17 protein-coding genes are annotated in these 19,686 nt (G+C 65.2%); 8 read left to right on the forward strand and 9 right to left on the reverse strand.

Going from position 1 to position 19,686, the window contains the following annotated elements:
- Window positions 1–6 precede the first annotated feature (6 nt).
- The 4 genes from VFB18_RS15420 to VFB18_RS15435 form a co-directional block, all read right to left on the reverse strand.
- Window positions 7–1,422 (reverse strand): FAD-binding oxidoreductase, encoded by a 1,416-nt coding sequence (locus VFB18_RS15420; RefSeq protein ID WP_414675811.1) that lies wholly within the window; start codon window positions 1,420–1,422, stop codon window positions 7–9.
- Window positions 1,423–1,461: 39 nt separating this feature from the next.
- Window positions 1,462–2,100, reverse strand: a complete 639-nt coding sequence (gene trhA / locus VFB18_RS15425; protein WP_324977313.1) for a PAQR family membrane homeostasis protein TrhA — start codon at window positions 2,098–2,100, stop codon at window positions 1,462–1,464.
- A gap of 132 nt (window positions 2,101–2,232) precedes the next feature.
- The gene (locus tag VFB18_RS15430; protein ID WP_324977316.1) at window positions 2,233–2,571 is read right to left on the reverse strand and encodes a hypothetical protein; all 339 of its coding nucleotides are present in this window, start codon (window positions 2,569–2,571) and stop codon (window positions 2,233–2,235) included.
- 84 nt (window positions 2,572–2,655) lie between these two features.
- Window positions 2,656–3,027: a hypothetical protein gene (locus VFB18_RS15435; protein WP_324977319.1), complete on the reverse strand. Its 372-nt coding sequence runs from the start codon at window positions 3,025–3,027 to the stop codon at window positions 2,656–2,658.
- A 251-nt stretch (window positions 3,028–3,278) separates the two neighbouring features.
- Here VFB18_RS15435 and VFB18_RS15440 point away from each other — a divergent pair, with 251 nt between their 5' ends.
- The 8 genes from VFB18_RS15440 (at window position 3,279) to VFB18_RS15475 (ending at window position 11,683) form a co-directional block, all read left to right on the forward strand.
- Entirely contained in the window at window positions 3,279–5,633 is a 2,355-nt protein-coding gene (locus tag VFB18_RS15440) for an ATP-dependent helicase (protein WP_324977322.1), read from the forward strand.
- 5 nt (window positions 5,634–5,638) lie between these two features.
- The gene (locus tag VFB18_RS15445) at window positions 5,639–6,142 is read left to right on the forward strand and encodes a hypothetical protein (RefSeq protein WP_324977325.1); all 504 of its coding nucleotides are present in this window, start codon (window positions 5,639–5,641) and stop codon (window positions 6,140–6,142) included.
- Window positions 6,143–6,551: 409 nt separating this feature from the next.
- Window positions 6,552–6,821, forward strand: coding sequence for a hypothetical protein (locus tag VFB18_RS15450; protein WP_324977327.1), 270 nt, complete (start codon window positions 6,552–6,554; stop codon window positions 6,819–6,821).
- 203 nt (window positions 6,822–7,024) lie between these two features.
- Window positions 7,025–8,329, forward strand: coding sequence for a DUF3754 domain-containing protein (locus tag VFB18_RS15455; protein WP_324977329.1), 1,305 nt, complete (start codon window positions 7,025–7,027; stop codon window positions 8,327–8,329).
- Window positions 8,326–9,261: a 50S ribosomal protein L11 methyltransferase gene (locus VFB18_RS15460; RefSeq protein WP_324977331.1), complete on the forward strand. Its 936-nt coding sequence runs from the start codon at window positions 8,326–8,328 to the stop codon at window positions 9,259–9,261. The genes VFB18_RS15455 and VFB18_RS15460 overlap by 4 nt, the downstream gene beginning before the upstream one ends.
- 15 nt (window positions 9,262–9,276) lie before the next feature.
- On the forward strand, window positions 9,277–11,094 hold the full coding sequence (locus VFB18_RS15465; RefSeq protein WP_324977333.1) for an aminopeptidase P family protein: 1,818 nt from the start codon (window positions 9,277–9,279) through the stop codon (window positions 11,092–11,094).
- Between the two features lie 13 nt (window positions 11,095–11,107).
- Window positions 11,108–11,419: a DUF1272 domain-containing protein gene (locus VFB18_RS15470; RefSeq protein WP_324977336.1), complete on the forward strand. Its 312-nt coding sequence runs from the start codon at window positions 11,108–11,110 to the stop codon at window positions 11,417–11,419.
- A gap of 9 nt (window positions 11,420–11,428) precedes the next feature.
- Entirely contained in the window at window positions 11,429–11,683 is a 255-nt protein-coding gene (locus tag VFB18_RS15475) for a SemiSWEET transporter (protein ID WP_324977338.1), read from the forward strand.
- A gap of 9 nt (window positions 11,684–11,692) precedes the next feature.
- Here VFB18_RS15475 and ligA read toward each other — a convergent pair whose 3' ends face one another.
- The 5 genes from ligA to ftsZ form a co-directional block, all read right to left on the reverse strand.
- Window positions 11,693–13,828, reverse strand: coding sequence for an NAD-dependent DNA ligase LigA (gene ligA / locus VFB18_RS15480; RefSeq protein ID WP_324977340.1), 2,136 nt, complete (start codon window positions 13,826–13,828; stop codon window positions 11,693–11,695).
- A 7-nt stretch (window positions 13,829–13,835) separates the two neighbouring features.
- Window positions 13,836–15,515, reverse strand: a complete 1,680-nt coding sequence (gene recN / locus VFB18_RS15485) for a DNA repair protein RecN (protein ID WP_324977342.1) — start codon at window positions 15,513–15,515, stop codon at window positions 13,836–13,838.
- A 10-nt stretch (window positions 15,516–15,525) separates the two neighbouring features.
- Entirely contained in the window at window positions 15,526–16,416 is an 891-nt protein-coding gene (locus VFB18_RS15490) for an outer membrane protein assembly factor BamD (protein WP_324977345.1), read from the reverse strand.
- 237 nt (window positions 16,417–16,653) lie between these two features.
- On the reverse strand, window positions 16,654–17,604 hold the full coding sequence (lpxC, locus tag VFB18_RS15495; protein ID WP_324977348.1) for a UDP-3-O-acyl-N-acetylglucosamine deacetylase: 951 nt from the start codon (window positions 17,602–17,604) through the stop codon (window positions 16,654–16,656).
- 298 nt (window positions 17,605–17,902) lie between these two features.
- Entirely contained in the window at window positions 17,903–19,669 is a 1,767-nt protein-coding gene (ftsZ, locus tag VFB18_RS15500; RefSeq protein ID WP_324977353.1) for a cell division protein FtsZ, read from the reverse strand.
- Between the last annotated feature and the right edge of the window lie 17 nt (window positions 19,670–19,686).

The raw sequence follows: 19,686 nt of genomic DNA on the forward strand, positions 1-19,686 counted from the left end.
GCCCTGCTATGCTAACGCAAAAATCTTGCCAGGATTGAGGATATTCAACGGGTCTAGCGCCTTTTTTATGGCAGTCATGACGCCCACCCCGAGCCCGTGCTCGGCGGCAAGATAGGCGATCTTGCCCTCCCCAATGCCGTGCTCGCCCGAACACGTGCCTTCAAATTTTAGCGCCCGCTCGACCAGGCGATCGACGAACTCCCGCGCCTTGCCCCGCTCCTCCGGGGTAATCACCGGCATGACGTGGAAATTGCCGTCGCCGACGTGGCCGACGATCGGGGCGAGCAGCCCGAGGCGATCGACATCGGCGCGCGTTTCGACGACGCAGGCGGCGAGCGCCGAGATGGGAACGCAAACATCGGTGGTGAGCAACTCGGCGCCCGGCCTGAGCCCGCGCGCCGCCCAATAGGCGTCGTGGCGCGCCTGCCAAAGCTTGTTGCGGTCCTCGGGGCGTTCGGCCCATACGAGTTCCCCTCCCCCTTCGGAGCGTGCGATCTCGGAGAAGGCTTCGACCTGCTCGCGCGCGCCCAAGGCCGTGCCGTGGAACTCGAGAAAGAGCGTCGGCACCTCGGGAAGCGAAAGGTGTGAATAGGCGTTGCAGGCCCTGATCTGCACCTCGTCGGCAAGCTCGATGCGGGCGAGCGGAAGGCCCATCTGGAGCGCGGCGATGGTGGTGTTGCAGGCGCCTGCGATGGTCTCGAACGGGCAGACGCCGGAGAGGATGGTCTCGGGAATGCCGTGGAGCTTCAGCGTGAGCCCGGTGATGATCCCGAGCGTGCCCTCAGAGCCAACGAGGAGGCGGGTGAGGTCGTAGCCCGCGGCCGATTTCCTCGCCCGGCCTCCGGTGGTGATGACGCTGCCGTCGGCGAGCACGGCCTCAAGTCCAAGCACCGCCTCGCGCATGGTGCCGTAGCGCACGGCGTTGGTGCCCGAGGCGCGGGTGGCCGCCATGCCGCCGAGGCTCGCGTCGGCCCCGGGGTCCACGGGAAAGAACAGACCCAAGTCGCGCAAATGATCGTTGAGGGCTTTGCGCGTCACGCCCGGCTCGACCGTGCAGTCGAGATCGGCCTCGTGTACGGCGAGGACGCGGTTCATGCGCGACAGATCGAGCGAAAGCCCGCCGAACGGCGCATTGACATGGCCCTCGAGAGAGGTGCCGGTGCCGAATGGGATGATCGGCACGCGGGCTTTGGCGCAGAGCTTCACCACGTCGGCAACCTCTGCCGTGGTCTCGGCGAACAGGACGGCGTCCGGGGGCTCGAGCATGAGCCAGGTCAGCGTGTTGGCGTGCTGCTCTCTGAGCGCCTGGCTCATCGAGAAGCGATTGCCGAAGCGCGCAGCAAGAGTGGCGAACAGGGCTTCTTTGTCCTCGCCCGGCGCGCGCAACCGCGCGTCTACGAACCCAGTGGTCATGGACGCCATTCTAAGGGGTGATGGTTGCGAAAAGCTCGGGCTTTTTGCCTAGAAGCCGACCACGCCGAGCACGGCGGCATAATGGCAGCTTGCCGCCGAAAGCACGAAGCCGTGCCAGATCGCGTTCTGGTAGGGCAACCGCTCCCAAAGATGGAACACGACGCCGATCGTATAGAGCAGCCCACCGACACCGAGCAGGATCGCGACCCAAGCGGGCACGGCCGTCACCAGCGGGTGCCAGGCCGCGACGATCGCCCAGCCCTGCACGAGATAGAGTCCGACGGTCAGGCCTTCGAGGAAACGAGGGATGGCGAGTTTGATGACGATGCCGATCAAGGCGATGGTCCACACCACGGCGAGCAGCGTGAGTCCCCAGGCGTTGTTCATCTTGATCAGAACGAATGGCGTGTAGGTGCCGGCAATCATGAGGAAGATCGCGGCGTGGTCGAGCCGCCGAAACACCTCTTTCAGCTTTGGCGGATGCATGATGAGGTTGTAGCAGGCCGAGAAGCTGAACATGGCGACGAGCGCCGCACCGTAGATGGCGAGGCTCACGATCCAAAGCGTCATCTGCGATTGCACGCCGATGACGATCAGAACGATGAGAGCGATCAGGCTCGCGGTGATGCCGATCGCGTGGATGCACCCGTCGGCCACGCGCTCAGGCAGAGTGTAGTTGGGAAACACGATGCTATCTTTGCCCTTGCCTGTTCATTGCAACATGTAAGCTTGAAAAACAGCTTACCAAGGCCTGTGGCAGGGTTGGGGCGCCAAATTGAAGCGCCCGTCACATGCTGATCGCGGGCTTCGCGTGGAGGATTATTGGCCGCAGGCGGCGGATCCCGTCGTGCAGACGTAAGGGACGACCACGCCGGTAAAGCAGGTGGTGTAGAAGCGCGAGGTCACGATGTCGGGCTTGATCTGCGCCTCGGGTGGAACGCCATTAGGCCTGACCGCCTTCCAGAACGGATCGCCTTTCACCCTATGGGCGTACAAGGTCAGGTAAGCCCAGCGCCTTGCCCGCTTGAGCTCATTGGCGCTCTGCACCACGAGGGCTTGCGAGGTCCGGGCGGCTTCGGCGGGCGAGCCCTCGCTCGCCGTCGCCGTCACCAATTGGCAGGCGGCTTCGGCCGGCCCAAGGGTGCCTACGACGCCCACTCCAAGGGTGCAAAGCGCCGTCAGAAACGCCCTCGACGCGCGAAGCGACGCCTCACCGAAAGCCATGGACCTGGACCTCTCGCGCTAGTTGCCGCACACCGTCGAGCCCGTCGTGCAGACGTAAGGGACGACGACGCCCGTGAAGCACGTCGTGTAGAAGCGGCCGGTCACGAGGTCGGGCTTGAGCTGGGCATCGGCCGGCACGCCATTGGGCCGCACCATCTTCCAGAACGGATCGCCCTTCACCTTACGGGCGCTCAGAGACACATAGCTCCAGCCCCGTGAGCGCTTCAGCTCATAGGCACTTTGCAGGGCAAGCGCGCGCGAGCTCTGGGCGGCTTCGGCCTTGGAGGCGGCGCTGTGGGTCGCCGTAATCAGCTGGCAACCGGCCTTGGCGGGCATCGCACCGAAGGATGCAAACGCAAATCCCGCTGCAGCAAAGACAACTACACCCATGCGCAAAGCCTGAAGCATGTCCCTCTCCCGTTTGATTTGGCAGAAAACCTTTTTGGCAGTGCAATTGCTGCACTGCAACTTTTATTAGCGGCGTTATCCTGCGATTTTTTGTCGGCTTCACAGAACTGACTTCGAAACCGGGCGCACGGCTTGCAACCGGTCTTTGCCGGCCCTAGCTCCGCTTCATCGCCGCACCGGACGAGGGTCGTCTTTTTTTGTCGGCCCGCGCCAATGGTATAGTTTCAAGGTCCATGACAAAGATTCGCTCAAGCGCCGTACAAGGCGCCCTGCCCGCTCCAGAGGAGGATGCGGAGGAGGCGCGCCCGATCTCAGAGCGCGCCATGCGGCGGCGGCCGGCGCATTATCTCGATGTGCTGAATGAGGAGCAGCGCGAGGCGGTCGAGACGCTCGACGGGCCGCTTCTCGTGCTCGCGGGCGCCGGTACCGGCAAGACGCGGGTGCTCACCACCCGCATCGCCCATATCTTGAGCTTGGGAAGAGCCCGTCCCTCGGAAATCCTCGCCGTCACCTTCACCAACAAGGCCGCGCGGGAGATGAAGGCGCGCGTGGCCGAGCTGATCGGCGGCGTGGTCGAGGGCATGCCGTGGCTCGGCACCTTCCATGCCATCGGAGTCAAGATCCTGCGCCGACACGCCGAGCTTGTCGATCTCAAGCCTTCCTTCACCGTGCTCGATACCGACGATCAGATCAGGCTCATCAAGCAGCTGCTCGAAGCCGAAAATATCGACGAGAAGCGCTGGCCGGCGCGGCTGCTTGCTGCCATGATCGACGGCTGGAAGAACCGCGGGCTTCGCCCCGAGCGGGTGCCGGAGGGCGAGAGCTTCGCCTTCGCCAACGGCAGGGCGCGCGACCTCTACGCGGCCTATCAGCGGCGCCTGAAGGAACTGAACGCCGCTGATTTCGGCGACCTGCTTCTGGAGAATCTGCGGCTGTTCCAGGAGCACCAGGACGTGCTCGAAAAATATCAGCAGCGTTTCCGCTACATGCTGGTTGACGAGTACCAGGACTCGAACGTCGCGCAATATCTCTGGCTCAGGCTGCTCGCGCAGGGCAACGGCAACATCTGCTGCGTCGGCGACGACGACCAGTCGATCTACGGCTGGCGCGGCGCGGAGGTGGACAACATCCTCCGGTTCGAGACCGACTTCCCCGGCGCCAAGATCATCAGGCTCGAGCAGAACTACCGCTCGACGGCTCATATCCTCGCCGCGGCATCGGGCCTGATCGCCCACAACAAGGGGCGCCTCGGCAAGACGCTTCGGACCGACGGCGACGACGGCGAGAAGGTCGTGGTCGAGGGATGCTGGGACGACGAGGAAGAGGCGCGCGTCATCGGCGAGGATATCGAGCAGTTCCAGCGCCAAGGCCAGTCGTTGAGCGAGATCGCCATCCTCGTGCGTGCCTCGTTCCAGATGCGCGCCTTCGAAGACCGCTTCATCACGCTCGGCCTGCCCTATCGGGTGATCGGCGGTCCGCGCTTCTACGAGCGCCAGGAGATCAAGGACGCGACCGCCTATTTCGACGTCGCGCTCAACCCGGCGAACGACCTCAAATTCGAGCGCATCGTCAACACGCCGCGGCGGGGGCTCGGCGAGTCGACGCTGAAGGCGCTGCATCAGCTTGCCCGCGCCCGCGGCGTGCCTTTGATGCAGGCGGCGCGGCTGATCGTCGAGACCGAGGAGCTCAAGGCAAAGCCGCGCAAGGCGCTCGCCGATCTCGTCGCCTCGTTCGACCGCTGGCGCTCGCTGATCGACACCATGCGCCATACCGAGCTTGCCGAACTCATCCTCGACGAGTCGGGCTATACCGGCATGTGGCAGGCCGAGCGGTCGCAACAGGCGCAAGGCAAGCTCGAGAACCTTAAGGAATTGATCCGTTTCATGGAGGAATTCGACACGCTCGCCGGGTTCCTCGAGCACGTCGCGCTGGTCATGGATGCCACCACCGAGGAGGGCGGCGCCCGCGTCAGCTTGATGACGCTGCATTCCGCCAAGGGGCTCGAGTTCGACACCGTGTTCTTGCCTGGCTGGGACGAGGGCCTCCTCCCTCACCAGCGGAGTCTCGATGAATCGGGGCGCGCCGGGCTCGAGGAGGAGCGGCGGCTTGCCCATGTCGGGATCACGCGCGCGCGCAAATTCGCCAAGATCACCTTCGCGCAAAACCGCCGCACCCACGGCACCTGGCAACAGGCGCTCCCCTCGCGCTTCATCGACGAGCTGCCGATCGATCACGTCGAGGTGGCCGAGGACAAAGGGCTGCGCGGCTACGGGCCGAGCCGCTTCGACACGGCGGAGAATCTGTTCGCCGCGGGCTTCTACGAGACGCCGGGCTGGCAACGGGCGCAACGTAATCGCCCGCCCGGCGGCGAGCAGAGATCGCCGAGGGCGCGCGAGCCGATCACCATCGACGGCACGCTCGTCGCCGCCAGCACGGCAAAGGGCGCAGGGCTAGAGGTCGGCACGCGCGTGTTCCACCAGAAATTCGGCTATGGCCGCGTCGCCCATGTCGACGGCAACAAGCTTACCGTCGATTTCGACAAGGCCGGACAGAAGAAGGTGGTCGATACGTTCGTGGAGCGGGCTTGAGCTCGATGCCCGTCCCGCTTGCGCTTGCGCTTCTGACGATGCTTGCCGCGTCGACCATTTCCGCCTCCAGCGCGAGCGCAGAGCCCGGCTGGAGCGTCGAGCGGTCCGAGGTCGCCTATCTCTTCTACGGTGAGCCGGAGAAGCCCCTGCTCACCATCACCTGCGGCCAGGAGGAAGGCGAGACCGGCAGGGATGAGACGCGCATCGAGGTCAACACCGAAAAGGGCACGACGGCCAAGGCCGAGAAAATTGTGCTCGTCGTGGAGACGAAGACCGGGCGCAAAGACGTCCCGCTTAAGGCGCTCGTCTGCGGCGGCGACAACGAATGCACCAATCTGCCAGACGGCGAGATCTATCGTTACGAGGCAAGCCTGCCCGGCAAACGGCCCGCCGTCGAAATCGCCGACAAAGCGGAGAGAATCAGCATCGACGCGCCAGGCGCGAAGTTTTCTGCGCAGCGCGATCCCAGCGTATTCAAGAAATTTTCAGAGATGTGCCTCAACTGGTGATGCCAGGAAGTATTCGCAAACGCCATTGCCGGTTCTCGAAATGAAAGTGGGGCCGCCAGACAGCGGCCCCACAAAACGGCACGTGAGATCATTTTATTTTCGCGTTATAATTTGTGACTAAGGACGTCATGACCCTGTCGATAATCCCATTGATCTGATCTTGAAGCTGCACGTGATATTGTTCTGGGGTGTGCTGTATTATATCGCCCACTATGGCGGTTGTGGCTTGAAGTAGAGCGATCTTGACCTGGTCAGTCTTGGGCGCCTCTGGCATTGCGATCCTCCCTCATTGGTTGCACATCCGGATTATTCACGCTTAGGAGGCGTGTGCAACGACAAAAGGGATATTCCCAAAGTAGAACAAAACGTGTACATTAGGGCGGTATGGGTTAAAGAGGGAGTGGTTCCCATGCGTGCCATGCCTTTCGTTCTTATCCTGTTCTCGTTCTTTGCCTTCTCACCCGCTGTCGCCGACGATGCCTGCCGCTGCCAGGGGTGCGGCTGCAAGGGCGGCACCGGCTGGCGCGGGCCTGACGGGGCCTGCGTGCCCAGGGCCTCGCTCGCGCAGGTCTGCGGCTCGCCGGCCGGGGCGCCGTGCAAGCAGGAGAACGCCCCGCGCGTCTGCTTCGGCAAGCAATCCGCGCTCGCGACGCCCAAGGCAAAGTCTCTGCCGCAATAACGGCATGCCCGGCGCTCGCCGTTGGAGGCAGGGCCGGGCATATTTGCTGACCTCCGCGCGACTGGGTGATCGGGAGGCGCGAAGCGGCACGGGTTTGATTGTGAACCACCCGTTCGCCTAAGCTCCCCCGCGCCATGCAGGACAGCGCGACCCAGCCTGGAGAGAGCGCTCGGAACGCACGCCTCCGCCAAGTGCCGGCGCTCGTGTCCACAACCGAGCGCGCGGGAAGAGGCGAGCACTTCATTCCGGTCAGCCGGTACGGATTGAGGGCGAAGCTTATCGGCATGCTGAAGGAGGACGGCGGCTCGGAGCGGGCATGGAACCGCGCCTTCGACTGCCTCGCCGCCTGGCGCCACCAGTCCTACCGCAAGCTCCTGCTCGACCTCATCGAGGACTATCTCCCGTTCAGCCCCGACAGCGACACGGCGAACCTGATCGAGCTCGACGCTGCGGGCCAGGCCAAGGCGCGCGCCGAGACCATCCAGGGCATCGAGAAGCTGCTCGTGCAGGCGAATTATGTGCGTCTCTCTGAAGCCGACCTCAAGCGCATCCTCATCGAGCGTTCGCCGCACGGCCTGAGCCTCAAGGTCGATCTCATCGATTACGACGATCTCCTCCTCTATTACCGCGGCACGGCGGTCGAGGTGCAGGAAACGCGCAGTCCGTGGCGGCTCTATCTCGCCAGGGACCGCTGCGAGGTGCCGATCTTTCAGCGGCTGTTCCTGCTGCTCAAATTGAAGCCGCTCGAGGCGCTCGCCGCGGAGATCGCAGCGGCCAAGGGGCTCGACCCGTCCAAGGCGCTCGAAATCGCGCGCAAGCGCCGCCGGCATTTGCCGGCCGGTGTGTCGAGCGACAAGATCTACCTCAAGGTGTTCAAGCGCATCCCCCAGGTCGATCTCGAGATGCTGTTCCCCAACACGCGCATCTCGTTCCGCCCGTTCGACAAGCTGAAGCTGTGCGTCACGGCGGGCGGCGGCACGGCGGCCGGCGTGGCCGGAACCGCGACCAAAATTCTCGCCGCCACCAATCCCCTCGCGCTCGCGGCCGCGCTCGCCGGGCTTTCGGCGGTGATCTTCCGCCAGGTGATGGGCTTCTTCAACACGCGCAACCGCTACATGATGATGCTGGCGCAGAACCTCTATTTCTGCAGCCTCGCCAACAACCACGGCGCGCTGACGCTGATCGCCGACAGCGCCGAGGAGGAGGACGTCAAGGAGGACATGCTGCTCTACGCCTTTCTCGCGCGGCTGCCGTCGCACCATGACGCGCTCGCCGATCTCAAGGCAGCGATCCAGCGCTTCGTCGCGGACCGGTGCGGCACGGCGATCGATTTCGATGCCAACGATGCGTTAGGTCGCCTGCTTGCCGACGGGCTCGTGCGCAAGGACGCCTCGGGCAATCTGAGCGCGATCGCGCCCGATGAGGCCCGCGCCCATCTCGACCGGCTGTGGGACGGGCTGCTGGATGTCGATACGCTCGACCGTTCGGCCGCTCCGGCAACGCCATGAGCGAGAGAACGGCCGCTAAGGCCGGTGTCCAATCGAGCTATCAGCTGACGCTTCTCGTCCGCGCCGACGCCGCTCAAGCGATTGCCTCTCGGCTCGAGGAGGCGATAGAGCCGCAGGCGCTTGCCGTGTCCCGGTTCGAGCGGGGCGAGGGTCAAGTCGAGGTCTCGGCCCTCTACGCCGAGCCGCCGCGGCGCGAGGCGCTGATCGCGCTCATCGGCGCCGAGGCGGCCCATCCCGGCGGCTTGCACATCGAGCCGCTCGGACCGGCCGACTGGGTGACGTTGTCGCAAGGACAACGCGGGCCGGTCCAAGCGGGGCGCTTTCTCATCCATGGCAGCCACGACAGGAGGCGCATTCCGAGGCGCCGTCTCGCCATAGAGATCGACGCGGGCCAAGCCTTCGGCACCGCCCACCACGCGAGCACGCGCGGCTGCCTGATCGCGCTCGATGATCTCATCAAGCGGAACCGGCCGGCAACGATCCTCGACATCGGCACCGGCACGGGAATTCTGGCCATCGCAGCGGCAAAGGCTCTGCAACGGAACGTCCTTGCCAGCGATGCGGACCCGGTCGCGGCCAAAATCGCCGGCGAGAACGCACGCGTCAATCGCACGGGCCCGCTCGTCGGAGTGGTGAGCGTGCAAGGGTTCGCACATCCTCGGCTCCGGCAGATCGAAGCCGATCTCTTGATCGCGAACCTTCTCGAGCGCGCGCTCCACGAGCTTGCGCCCGAGCTTGCCCGGCGCGTGACGGGAGGCGGGCGGGCGGTCCTGTCGGGTCTCACCCGCGCCCAGGCGCGAGGGATCGAAGCGCGCAGCTCTGCGTTCGGCTTCATCCTCGAAAAGCGAATCGTCCTCGATGGCTGGGCGACGCTGGTGATAAGGCGTCGCAAGCAGCGAGGCGTTCGGCGATTGATCGGAGCGCGGCTTTAAGCTTACAAGACCACGATGTATCAGAGTTTCGAGGAGGCGGCCGCGCCCGCTGCGAGCGTCGAGCGGGTCAAGGCACTACAGCGCGAGTTGAGGTCGCGGAGGCTCAAGGGCTTCATCGTCCCTCACAGCGACGAACATCAGGACGAGTTCCTTCCGCCGCCGGCGGAACGGCTCGCTTGGCTCACCGGCTTCACTGGCTCGGCCGGCGTTGCCATCGTTCTCGACAGGGCGGCGGCGCTGTTCGTCGACGGCCGCTACATCCTCCAGGCGCGCGCGCAAACCGATCCGGCCCTGTTCGAGGTGCTGCAGACGCCGGAGGCGAAGCCCTCGGCGTGGATTGCCGAGCGGCTCAACAAGAATGCGGCTTTGGGCTACGACCCCGCGCTCCACACCATCAAGGAGATCGAGCGCCTCGGCGAAACCTTGAGCCGGAACGGCATCAAGCTCGTCCCGGTCGAGTCGAACCCGATCGATGCGCTATGGGAGGACCGGCCGAAGCCGTCGGTGGCACCGGTCATCCGGCACGGGGTGGAGTATTCAGGACGAAGCGCGAAAGACAAGATCGGCGACGTGCAGGACCTCCTGAAGCAGGACAAGGTCGATGCCGTTCTGCTCACCATGCTCGATTCGATCGCCTGGCTGTTCAACATCCGCGGCGGCGATATCAGGCACACGCCGGTTGTGCTCGCTTATGCGCTCGTGCCGGCGGAGGGCCGCCCCACCCTCTTCATCGATCCTGCCAAGGTCGGTGACAATGTGCGCGGAGACTTGCGCGATGTCGTCGACATCGCCGAACCGGCCGCGCTCGCGGACAAGATCAAGGCGCTCGGCCAGGCGAAAGCGCGTGTGCGGCTCGATCCCGAGACCGCGCCGATGCGCTTCGCCAAGCTGCTCGAGGCAGAAGGCGCCAAGTTCGTGCCTGGGACCGACCCTTGCGTCCAACCCAAGGCGATCAAGAACGCGGTCGAGATCAAGGGGGCGCGGCAGGCCCATTTGCGCGACGGGGTGGCCATGGCGCGGTTTCTCGCCTGGCTCGACCAGACGGCCGATTCCGGCCGGATCGACGAGGTCGAGGCGGCGATCAAGCTCGAAGCCTGCCGGCGCGAGTCGGGCCAGCTCAAGGACATCAGCTTCGACAGCATCTCGGCCGCGGGACCGAACGGCGCCGTCGTGCATTACCGCCCGACCTTCGCCAACAAGCGCGCGCTGAAACCCGGCTCGCTCTATCTGATCGACTCGGGCGGCCAATATCTCGACGGGACCACCGACGTGACCCGGACGCTTGCCGTCGGCACGCCGAGCGCGGGGATGCGCAAGCACTACACCATGGTGCTGAAATCGCACATCGCGATCGCCACCGCGCGCTTTCCCAAAGGCACGCGCGGACAGGACCTCGATCCATTCGCGCGGCGGCCGCTATGGGAGGCGGGGCTCGACTACGACCACGGCACGGGGCACGGCGTCGGCAGCTATCTTGCCGTGCACGAGGGCCCGCAGCGCCTGTCGCGCCTCGGCACGGCCGAGCTCGAGCCCGGCATGATCCTGTCCAACGAACCCGGCCTCTATCTCGAAGGCCAATACGGCATCAGGCTGGAGAATCTCGTGCTGGTGACGCCGCCCGAGCCGATCCCGGGAGGGACACGCGACATGATGGGATTCGAGACGTTGACGCTCGTTCCCTTCGATCGCCGCCTCATCGATCCGAAGCAACTCCTCCCCTTCGAGCTTGCCTGGCTCAACGCCTATCACGCGCGCGTCAGGCGCGAGATCGAGCCGGTGCTGCGGAGCGATGACAAGGCCTGGCTCCGCCATGCCACCGCGCCGATCGGCTAGCGACGAGGCACACATGGCACTCGAGCTTCGGCCGAACTGCGAATATTGCGACAAGGACCTGCCGCCGAACGCGCCCGACGCGCGCATCTGCTCGTATGAATGCACCTTCTGCGCCGACTGCGTGGAGACCGTCCTGCATAATGTCTGCCCGAATTGCGGCGGCGGTTTCGCGCCGCGGCCCATTCGCCCAATGACCGAGCGGCGGCCCGGTTTGTGCGTCGCTAAGCGCCCCGCCTCGCCCAAGCGTGTACATCTCTCCTACCCCACGGAGGAGGTGGCCCGCTTTGCCGCAATGGTGCGCGACATTCCGCCCGAGAGGCGCTAGTCAGGCGACATGTCCCTCGAGATTCTCGTGTCAGCCACGGCGGCCACGCTCACCACGGCGGCTTTCGTGCCGCAGGCGTTGCACATCATCCGCTACAAGGAGACGCGGGCGATCTCGCTTTCCATGTACGTGGCGTTTGCGACCGGAGTGGCGCTGTGGCTCGTGTTCGGCTGCCTGATCGGCAATCTGCCCATCATCGTGTCGAACGCGATCACGCTTGGGCTCGCGCTCGCCATCATCGCCATGAAGCTGAAATACGGGTGAGCCAGACCGTCAATCGCCGATCAACTCGAGCCATTCGTCCTCGGTGAGGACTTGGACGCCTAGAGCCTCGGCATTCTTGAGCTTTGAACCGGCGCCGGGACCTGCCACGACATAGTCGGTGTTCTTCGACACGGAGCCGGCGACCTTGGCGCCGAGGCGCTCGGCTCTCGCCTTCGCCTCGGAACGGGTCATGCGCTCGAGCGTGCCGGTGAAGACGACCGTCTTGCCGGATACGGGAGAGGCATGGTCGACCGCCTCGAGCGGTTCGGGGTGCACCTCTTTCAACAGCTCCTCGACCACGCCGACATTATGCGGCTCGGCGAAGAAATCGGCGATGGCCGCGGCAACAGCGGGCCCGATCTGCTCGATATTGTCGAGCGCGGCGAAGGCCTCGCCTTCACGGTCGGCGGCCGCCTCCTTCATGGCAGCAAGGAAGGCTTCGGCCGTCCCATAGTTCCGCGCAAGCAGCCGCGCCGTGGTCTCGCCGACATGACGGATGCCGAGCGAATAGATGAAGCGGTCGAGCCTGATCGCGCGCCTCGCCTCGATGGCGGCGAACAACTTGGCGGCAGACGTCTCTCCCCAGCCTTCGCGCTCGGCGAGCTTGGAGCTTGCGCGCTTGTCGCGCGCGGCAAGCGTGAAAATGTCCGGCGGAGACTGGATCAAGCCGTCCTCGTAGAAGGCCTTGATGTGCTTTTCGCCGAGCCCCTCGATGTCGAAGCCGTTGCGCGAGACGAAATGCTTGAGCCGCTCGACCCTCTGCGCCGGGCAGATCAGTCCGCCGGTGCAGCGCCTGACCGCATCCTCCTTGCCGGTATTGGGATTGATCTCGCGCGAGGCGTGGCTGCCGCAGGCGGGACAGACGGTGGGAAAGACGAATCGTTTCGCGCCCTTAGGCCGCTTCTCCTGAACCACGGCGAGAATCTGCGGGATCACGTCGCCCGCCCGCTGCACGATCACCGTGTCGCCGATGCGAACGTCCTTGCGCGCGATCTCATCCTCGTTATGCAACGTCGCATTCTGCACGACGACGCCGCCGACGGTGACGGGATCGAGCTTGGCGACGGGCGTGAGCGCTCCGGTGCGGCCGACCTGGATGTCGATGTCGCGCAAGACCGTGGTGGCCTTCTCGGCCGGGAATTTGTGGGCGATGGCATAGCGCGGCGAGCGCGAGACGAAGCCGAGCCGCTCTTGGAGATCGAGCCGGTCGAGCTTGTAGACGATGCCGTCGATGTCGTAGTCGAGCCCCGCGCGGCCGCTCTCGATGTCGCGGTAGGTTTCGAGCATCTCATCGACGGAATGAGTGAGCCTGACGAGCGGGTTCAAGGGAAATCCCCAATCGCGCAGCGCACGATACACGTCCGATTGGGTATCGCCGGGAAGCTCGGCCGCCTCGCCCCAGCCATAGGCGAAGAAACGCAAAGGACGCTTGGCAGTTACGGCCGGATCGAGCTGGCGCAGCGAACCTGCAGCGGCGTTGCGCGGATTGGCGAACAGGCGATCGCCGGCTTGCGCCTGGGCCTCGTTCAGCTTCTGGAAGGCGGCGCGGCTCATGTAGATCTCGCCGCGCACCTCGAACGGATCGGGGAAGTCCTTGGCCTTGATCGCCTTGGGCACGTCGGCGATGGTGCGGACATTGGCGGTGACGTTTTCCCCTTCATAGCCGTCGCCCCTGGTGGCGGCCTGCACCAGCTTGCCTCTCTCGTAGCGCAGCGTGATCGACAGCCCGTCGATCTTGGGCTCGGCGGTGAAAGCGAGACCCTCGACCGATTGGAGGCCGAGGAAGCGAGCGATGCGGTCGAGAAAGTCGTGCAGACCCTCTTCGTCGAACACGTTGGCGAGCGAGAGCATCGGCACGCGATGGACGACCTTGCCGAAGGCCTCGACCGGTGCCGCGCCGACGCGCAAAGAGGGACTGTCGTCGCGGACGAGGTGGGGAAAGCGCGCCTCGATCGCATCGTTCCGCGCGCGGAGGCCGTCATAGGCGGCGTCGGAGATCTCGGGCTCGTCCTTGCGGTAGTAGAGTTCGTCGTGACGGGCGATCTCGGCGGCGAGCCGCGCAAGCTCGGAAGCCGCCTCCGTCTCGTCGAGGGCGGAAACGGGTTTCGTCTCGATGCCCTTCGCCTTGGTCTTGGTCTTGCTCATCGTCGCGTTACGCCGGGCGGTTCATAAGTCTCATCGCCGCGGCCCGCGCCTCGTCGGTGATGGTCTGGCCCGCGAGCATGCGGGCGATCTCTTCGCGCCGCTCGGCCCCTTCAAGCGCCCTCACCCGCGTCGCCATGGTCTCACCCTCCGGCCCTCGCACTACCTCCTTTGCGATCAGCATGTGGCCGCTCGCGAGCGCCGCAACTTGAGGCGCGTGCGTGACGGCAAGCACCTGGACCCGCGTCGCCAGCTTCGCCAGCCGTTCGCCGACGGCCGCCGCGGTCGCCCCGCCGACCCCGGCATCGGCCTCATCGAAAATGAGCGTCGGCGCGGAGCCCCGCGCGGCGAGCACGACCTTGAGCGCAAGGATGACGCGAGCCAGTTCCCCGCCTGAAGCCACCTTCATCAACGGGCCGGGCTCGGTGCCCGGGTTGGTCCTGACGAAGAAGCTGACGCGATCGATCCCGCTCGGCCCCCCTTCGCCAAGAGGCACGCTGTCTATATGGGTCATGAACGATGCTTTTTCGAGCTTTAGCGGGGCAAGCTCGCGTGTCACTTCTTCGTCCAACTTTGCCGCAGCCTTTTTGCGTGCTTGGCTTAAGGAAAGGGCCACCGTCTCGTATGCCTCACGCGCGGCAGCCGCTGCCTTGGCAAGCGCGGCGGCGCGGCCTTCGCTCACATCGAGCGCGGCAAGCTCCGCTTCGAGGCGTTCCTTGAGCGCTGGCAGGTCGTCCACCTGGACCTTGTGCTTGCGGGCGGCGGCACGCAGGCCGAACAGGCGCTCCTCGACGGTTTCAAGCTCCCTCGGCTCGAATGCCGTTTGTGCCAACGCCTCCTCGACCTTGGCGCGGGCGGCGTTCGTCTCGGCCAGAACGCGCTCAAGCGCCTCAGCCACCGGAACAAGCAGCCCGCTCGCGAGCGGGGACTGACGCTCGATGCGGCGGAGCGCCGCCGCGAGCCGTGCCCCGTCGGTGCCTTCGCCCTGCAAGGCGTCGAGCGCCTCGGCCAGCTCGGCGGCGATTTTCTCGGCGTGCATCATCGTCTGGCGGCGGGTTGCCAAAGCCTCCTCTTCACCCTGCTTCGGATCGAGCAGCCGGAGCTCCTCGAGCGCATGGGCGATATAGTCGGCGTTGGCGCGGGAGGTGGCGATCTCGGCGGTATGGCGTTCAAGCGCGGCCTCGGCGTCTTGCCAGGCCGCGTATGCTTCTCCGACCCGCGCGGCCTGCCCGCTCAAACCGCCGAAGGCGTCGACCAGATCGCGATGGCCGCTCGGGTCGATCAGGGCGCGCTCGTCATGCTGACCGTGGATCTCGACCAGAGCGCGGCCGACTTGACGTAAGAGCTGAATACTCACGCTCATGTCATTGAGGAAGGCTCGACTTCTTCCATCGGAGCCCTGCACGCGCCTAAGGATCAGCGGTCCCTCGACATCAATGCCGTCCGCGGCGAGAAGCGCAAACACGGGATGCGACGGCTCAAGCTCGAAGATGGCTGTGACCTGACCTTGCGCTGCGCCGCGCCGCACCAGCGAAACGTCGCCCCTCGATCCGAGCGCGAGCGACAGCGCATCGAGCAGGATCGACTTGCCGGCGCCGGTTTCGCCGGTCAGCACGAACAGTCCCTCGCCGAATTCGAGATCGAGCCTGTCGATCAGAACGATGTCGCGGATCGAGAGCGCCGCTAGCATGACGCGAGAATCAGGCCGGTGGGGCGTTGCCTTTGAAGGTCTGAGTGATCCACGACCCTTCGTGTTCCTGCGGCTGCACACCGTAGCGCTGCAGGATATCGTAAGCGTGGCCGTACCACTTGCTCTCCGGAAAATTATGGCCGAGCACGGCAGCCGCCGTTTGCGCCTCGTTGACGATACCTAACGCCATATAGGCCTCGGTCAGACGCATCAAGGCCTCTTCGACCTGCTCGGTGGTCTGGTAGGAGGTGACCACGGTGCGGAAGCGATTGATGGCGGCGAGATATTCGTTACGGCGAAGATAATAGCGCCCGACAGTCATCTCGCTTGCCGCCAGGAGGTCGCGGAGGATGCGGGCGCGGTTGGCAGCTTCCGCGGCATAACGCGAGTCCGGATAGCGCTGAAGCAGCGTCTCGTAGGCTGAGAGCGACTTGCGGGCGAAGGTCTGGTCGCGGGTCGGATCAAGCACCTGGGCGTAGTAGGACATGCCGATGATGTTCTGGGCGAGGTCCGCTTCCTGCGTACCCGGGTGCAGCGTGAGATAGCGGTCGGCGGCGGAGACCGCCTCGTCGTATTTGCCCGCCTTGTAATAGGCATAGGCGGCCATGACGATGGCCCGGCGCGCCTCTTGCGAATAGGGGTGATTGATATCGACTTCTTCATATTCCTTGGCGGCATCGGCATACGAGCCCTTGTTGATCATGGCCTCGGCCTTGCCGTAGATGACGTCCGGGGGGTCGTTGTCTTCCGCGATCTCCTTCTTGCTGCCCCAAAAAGAGCCGCAGCCCGAAAGCGCGTTCGCCGCAAGCGCCATTGCCAGAAGGGCGACGGGCAGACCAAGGCCCCGTACCTCGATTCGGATCGGCCTCGGCGTGAGCCCCTTCCCTCCCCGACCGGACATGCCACCCCTCAAGATCTGCTCCCTCGCGCATAGGATCGCGCGGGAGATCATCGCTCCCGGAAACTAGCGCAGAGCCGCCGTGAAACTAGCGCAGCCGAGGGCCAACCAACGCGCCGATTATGGTGTTTTTTGGCCCGACTGCGGAGCATGCCACTCGAGACATGCGGGCAAGACCCTTCGCGGCGCGAAACGCGCTTTGTGCCTTAGGGCTACCGCCAAAAAGAAGCGCGAAGGGCCTCAGCTGCGCTCAGCCGCGAAATTGACGGCGGCCAAGCGGTGGCTGAGTTCCGCATGACGAACCTCGCGGTAACGCGGGGCTTCGATCATGGTCCAAGCGTCGGCATCGGCGAACAGAGCCTTGAGCACGAGCGTGTTCAGGCGATGGCCGCCGCGGCGAGAGTGGAATGCGCCGAGGATGGGAGCGCCCGCCAGCGCGAGGTCGCCGACTGCATCGAGTGCCTTATGGCGCACGAACTCGTCGTGATAGCGCAGGCCTTCGCGGTTGATGATGCGGTCGTCGCCGATGGCGACGGTGTTGTCGAGCGATGCCCCGAGCGCGAGACCCGCCGCCCACAGCCGCTCGACATCCTTCATGAAGCCGAAGGTTCTGGCCCGCGACAGTTCGCGGCGGAAGGAGCCGGGATTGACCTCGATCTCGATCCGTTGGGTGCCGATCAGCGTGGTGTCAAAATCGATCTCGACGTCGAGATGGAAGCCGTTATAGGGCCGGAGCTCGCCGAAGGCGCCGTTCTCCTCCACGCGTACCGGCTTCAGCACCTTAAGGAAGCGGCGCGGGCAGTCGAGTTCGGCAAGGCCGACCTCGTCGATCGCCTCGACGAAGCGTGCGGCGCTCCCGTCCATGATCGGCACTTCGTTGCTGTCGATCTCGATCAGGGCGTTGTCGACGCCGAGGCCGCGTAGCGCCGCGAGCAGATGCTCGACCGTCGCAATCGAGGCGCCGTTGCCGTCGCCAAGCACGGTACAGAGCGTTACACCCGTCACGGAGCGCTGATCGGCAGCGATCTCAGTGCCTTCGGCATCGCCGTTGGAAAGGTGGAAGCGGATTCCGGTGTCCCCGTCGGCGGGACAGAGCGTGATGGAAACTGGCGCTCCGCTGTGGACTCCGGTGCCGGTTAGTGAAATCTCGCCGGCAAGTGTTGTTTGCCGTGCCCCTATGAAACCCTTCATAGCCCCCGTCGGCCCCCGCGCCGTCTTTTTGAGTTCCCTAGCTCGAGGAGACCCCCGAGCCCCCCATCGATCAGCGTCCCTGGCACTTGGAACCGGACGTCGTCAGTCCTTGGCGTGTGCCTCTTTGGTTCCGCCGATCAACCTGCAAGGAACCTTAACGCTGGGGCCAGAGGGCGACAAATCACGGTTTCTTTCACTGTATTACCGCCTACCCCTCTTCTTAGTCATTTGATTTTGTTAGTCTTTCACCAATCGCGAGTCGGCGGTCGCGCGTTTTGGTTAACGATGCGATCTCCCGTTAATTGGCTCGCCGGCGGAGAAAAGCCGGAATCTCGAGGTCGTCGTCTCCCTTTGATTCGGCGGGATTCGCCGCGGTTTCAGCCTTTGCCAGGCGCGGCTGCGGCTCGACCCGTTTCGGGGCGAGCGGCACCGGAGCGGCGCGCGGACGTTCGATGCGCGGCCCCGTCACGGCCTGGCCTTGAGGCTGAACCTCGTCATCGAGATCGGGCTCAAAATCGGCCTCGGGCTCCGCCTGCAGCCGCGGCTGGAGTCTCGGCTTCTCCGCCTGCCACTGCTGGCCAAATTCGGGCTCGCGCTTCACCGGGGCCATCTCGGCGTCAGGCTCCTTCTTCGACCGGCCGACACCAGCAAGCCGCTCGAGGAACCCCACCCGCCGCTTCTGCGCGGCAAGGCCGAGCTGCGGCGCCTGCCCCGCCTGCGCCTTGATCTCGTTCTGAGCGACGACGGGAAGCTCCTCCACGGCCGGCATGCGTCGCACCGGGCGGCGGATCATGGCCGGGGGTGCCGGCTGGAAGCTCCGTTGCGGCGCCGGCGCTTGGGGTTTAGCCGCGCCCATCGGCAGCGGCGCCCCCTGCATCTGCATGGGACGCTTCTCGATCGTCACGTTGCCGGGAGCGCGCCAAACTTGGGGCTCCTTCACCATCTCGTTCGGGCCAAGCACAAGGCTCGCCTCGTCGAGATCGGTCCGAGCCTGAGGCGGCATGGCGCTCAGGCCAGCAAGCCGTTCGCTCAATCTGCCGCGATCAGGCATGGCGGGAGCCGGAGCCTGCATGGCTTGCGGCTGCACCCGAATCTGGGGAGCGAGCCCGATGCCGGTCGCCACCACCGACACGCGGATCGAGCCGTCGAGTTCGTCGTCGAAGGTTGCGCCGACGATGATGTTGGCGTCGGGATCGGCCTCGGCGCGGATGCGGCTCGCCGCCTCATCGACCTCGTAAAGGGTGAGATCGTTGCCGCCGGTGATGGAGACGAGCAGGCCGCTCGCCCCCTTCATGCACACATCGTCGAGCAGCGGGTTCGAGATGGCGGCCTCGGCGGCCTCAAGAGCACGGCGATCGCCGCTCGATTCGCCCGTGCCCATCATCGCCTTGCCCCTGCCGGCCATGATGGTACGGACGTCGGCGAAGTCGAGATTGATGAGGCCCTCTTTCACCATGAGATCGGTGATGCAGGCCACGCCGGCCCGGAGCACGTCGTCGGCCATGCCGAAGGCGTCGGTGAAGGTCGTCTTCTCGTTCGCCACCCTGAACAGGTTCTGGTTCGGGATGATGAGCAGCGTATCGACGTATTTCTGCAATTCCTCGATGCCCGCCTCGGCGGCGCGTAGACGGCGGGCGCCCTCGAATTGGAACGGCTTGGTGACGACGCCGACGGTGAGGATGCCCTCCTCGCGCGCGGCGCGCGCGATCACAGGGGCCGCTCCCGTTCCGGTGCCGCCGCCCATGCCGGCGGTGATGAACACCATGTGGCAGCCGACGAGATGAGCCTTGATGTCGGCCATGGCCTCCTCGGCCGCAGCGGCGCCCACCTCGGGCTTCGAGCCGGCACCGAGCCCCTCGGTGACGTTCGCCCCCATCTGGATGCGGCGCTCGGCGGTCGAGCTCGCCAGGGCTTGCGCGTCCGTGTTGGCGACCACGAACTCAACGCCCTTGAGGCCGCATTCGATCATGTTGTTGACGGCGTTGCCGCCGGCGCCGCCGACACCGAATACGGTGATGCGCGGCTTGAGTTCTGTGAGATCAGGAACCCTGAGGTTGATAGACATGGTGGCCTTCCGATCGT

This window comes from Methyloceanibacter sp., assembly GCF_035650995.1.
In the GTDB taxonomy this organism is placed as follows: Bacteria; Pseudomonadota; Alphaproteobacteria; order Rhizobiales; family Methyloligellaceae; genus Methyloceanibacter.

What these genes read in the sequence shown, in the direction of transcription:
- ligA (WP_324977340.1), bottom strand. Translation starts at nt 13,828, where the DNA reads ATGAGCAAGACCAAGACCAAGGCGAAGGGCATCGAGACGAAACCCGTT.
- VFB18_RS15465 (WP_324977333.1), top strand. Translation starts at nt 9,277, where the DNA reads ATGTATCAGAGTTTCGAGGAGGCGGCCGCGCCCGCTGCGAGCGTCGAG.
- VFB18_RS15420 (WP_414675811.1), bottom strand. Translation starts at nt 1,422, where the DNA reads ATGGCGTCCATGACCACTGGGTTCGTAGACGCGCGGTTGCGCGCGCCG.
- VFB18_RS15470 (WP_324977336.1), top strand. Translation starts at nt 11,108, where the DNA reads ATGGCACTCGAGCTTCGGCCGAACTGCGAATATTGCGACAAGGACCTG.
- ftsZ (WP_324977353.1), bottom strand. Translation starts at nt 19,669, where the DNA reads ATGTCTATCAACCTCAGGGTTCCTGATCTCACAGAACTCAAGCCGCGC.
- VFB18_RS15460 (WP_324977331.1), top strand. Translation starts at nt 8,326, where the DNA reads ATGAGCGAGAGAACGGCCGCTAAGGCCGGTGTCCAATCGAGCTATCAG.
- VFB18_RS15445 (WP_324977325.1), top strand. Translation starts at nt 5,639, where the DNA reads ATGCCCGTCCCGCTTGCGCTTGCGCTTCTGACGATGCTTGCCGCGTCG.
- VFB18_RS15475 (WP_324977338.1), top strand. Translation starts at nt 11,429, where the DNA reads ATGTCCCTCGAGATTCTCGTGTCAGCCACGGCGGCCACGCTCACCACG.
- lpxC (WP_324977348.1), bottom strand. Translation starts at nt 17,604, where the DNA reads ATGAAGGGTTTCATAGGGGCACGGCAAACAACACTTGCCGGCGAGATT.
- VFB18_RS15450 (WP_324977327.1), top strand. Translation starts at nt 6,552, where the DNA reads ATGCGTGCCATGCCTTTCGTTCTTATCCTGTTCTCGTTCTTTGCCTTC.
- VFB18_RS15435 (WP_324977319.1), bottom strand. Translation starts at nt 3,027, where the DNA reads ATGGGTGTAGTTGTCTTTGCTGCAGCGGGATTTGCGTTTGCATCCTTC.
- VFB18_RS15440 (WP_324977322.1), top strand. Translation starts at nt 3,279, where the DNA reads ATGACAAAGATTCGCTCAAGCGCCGTACAAGGCGCCCTGCCCGCTCCA.
- VFB18_RS15490 (WP_324977345.1), bottom strand. Translation starts at nt 16,416, where the DNA reads ATGTCCGGTCGGGGAGGGAAGGGGCTCACGCCGAGGCCGATCCGAATC.
- recN (WP_324977342.1), bottom strand. Translation starts at nt 15,515, where the DNA reads ATGCTAGCGGCGCTCTCGATCCGCGACATCGTTCTGATCGACAGGCTC.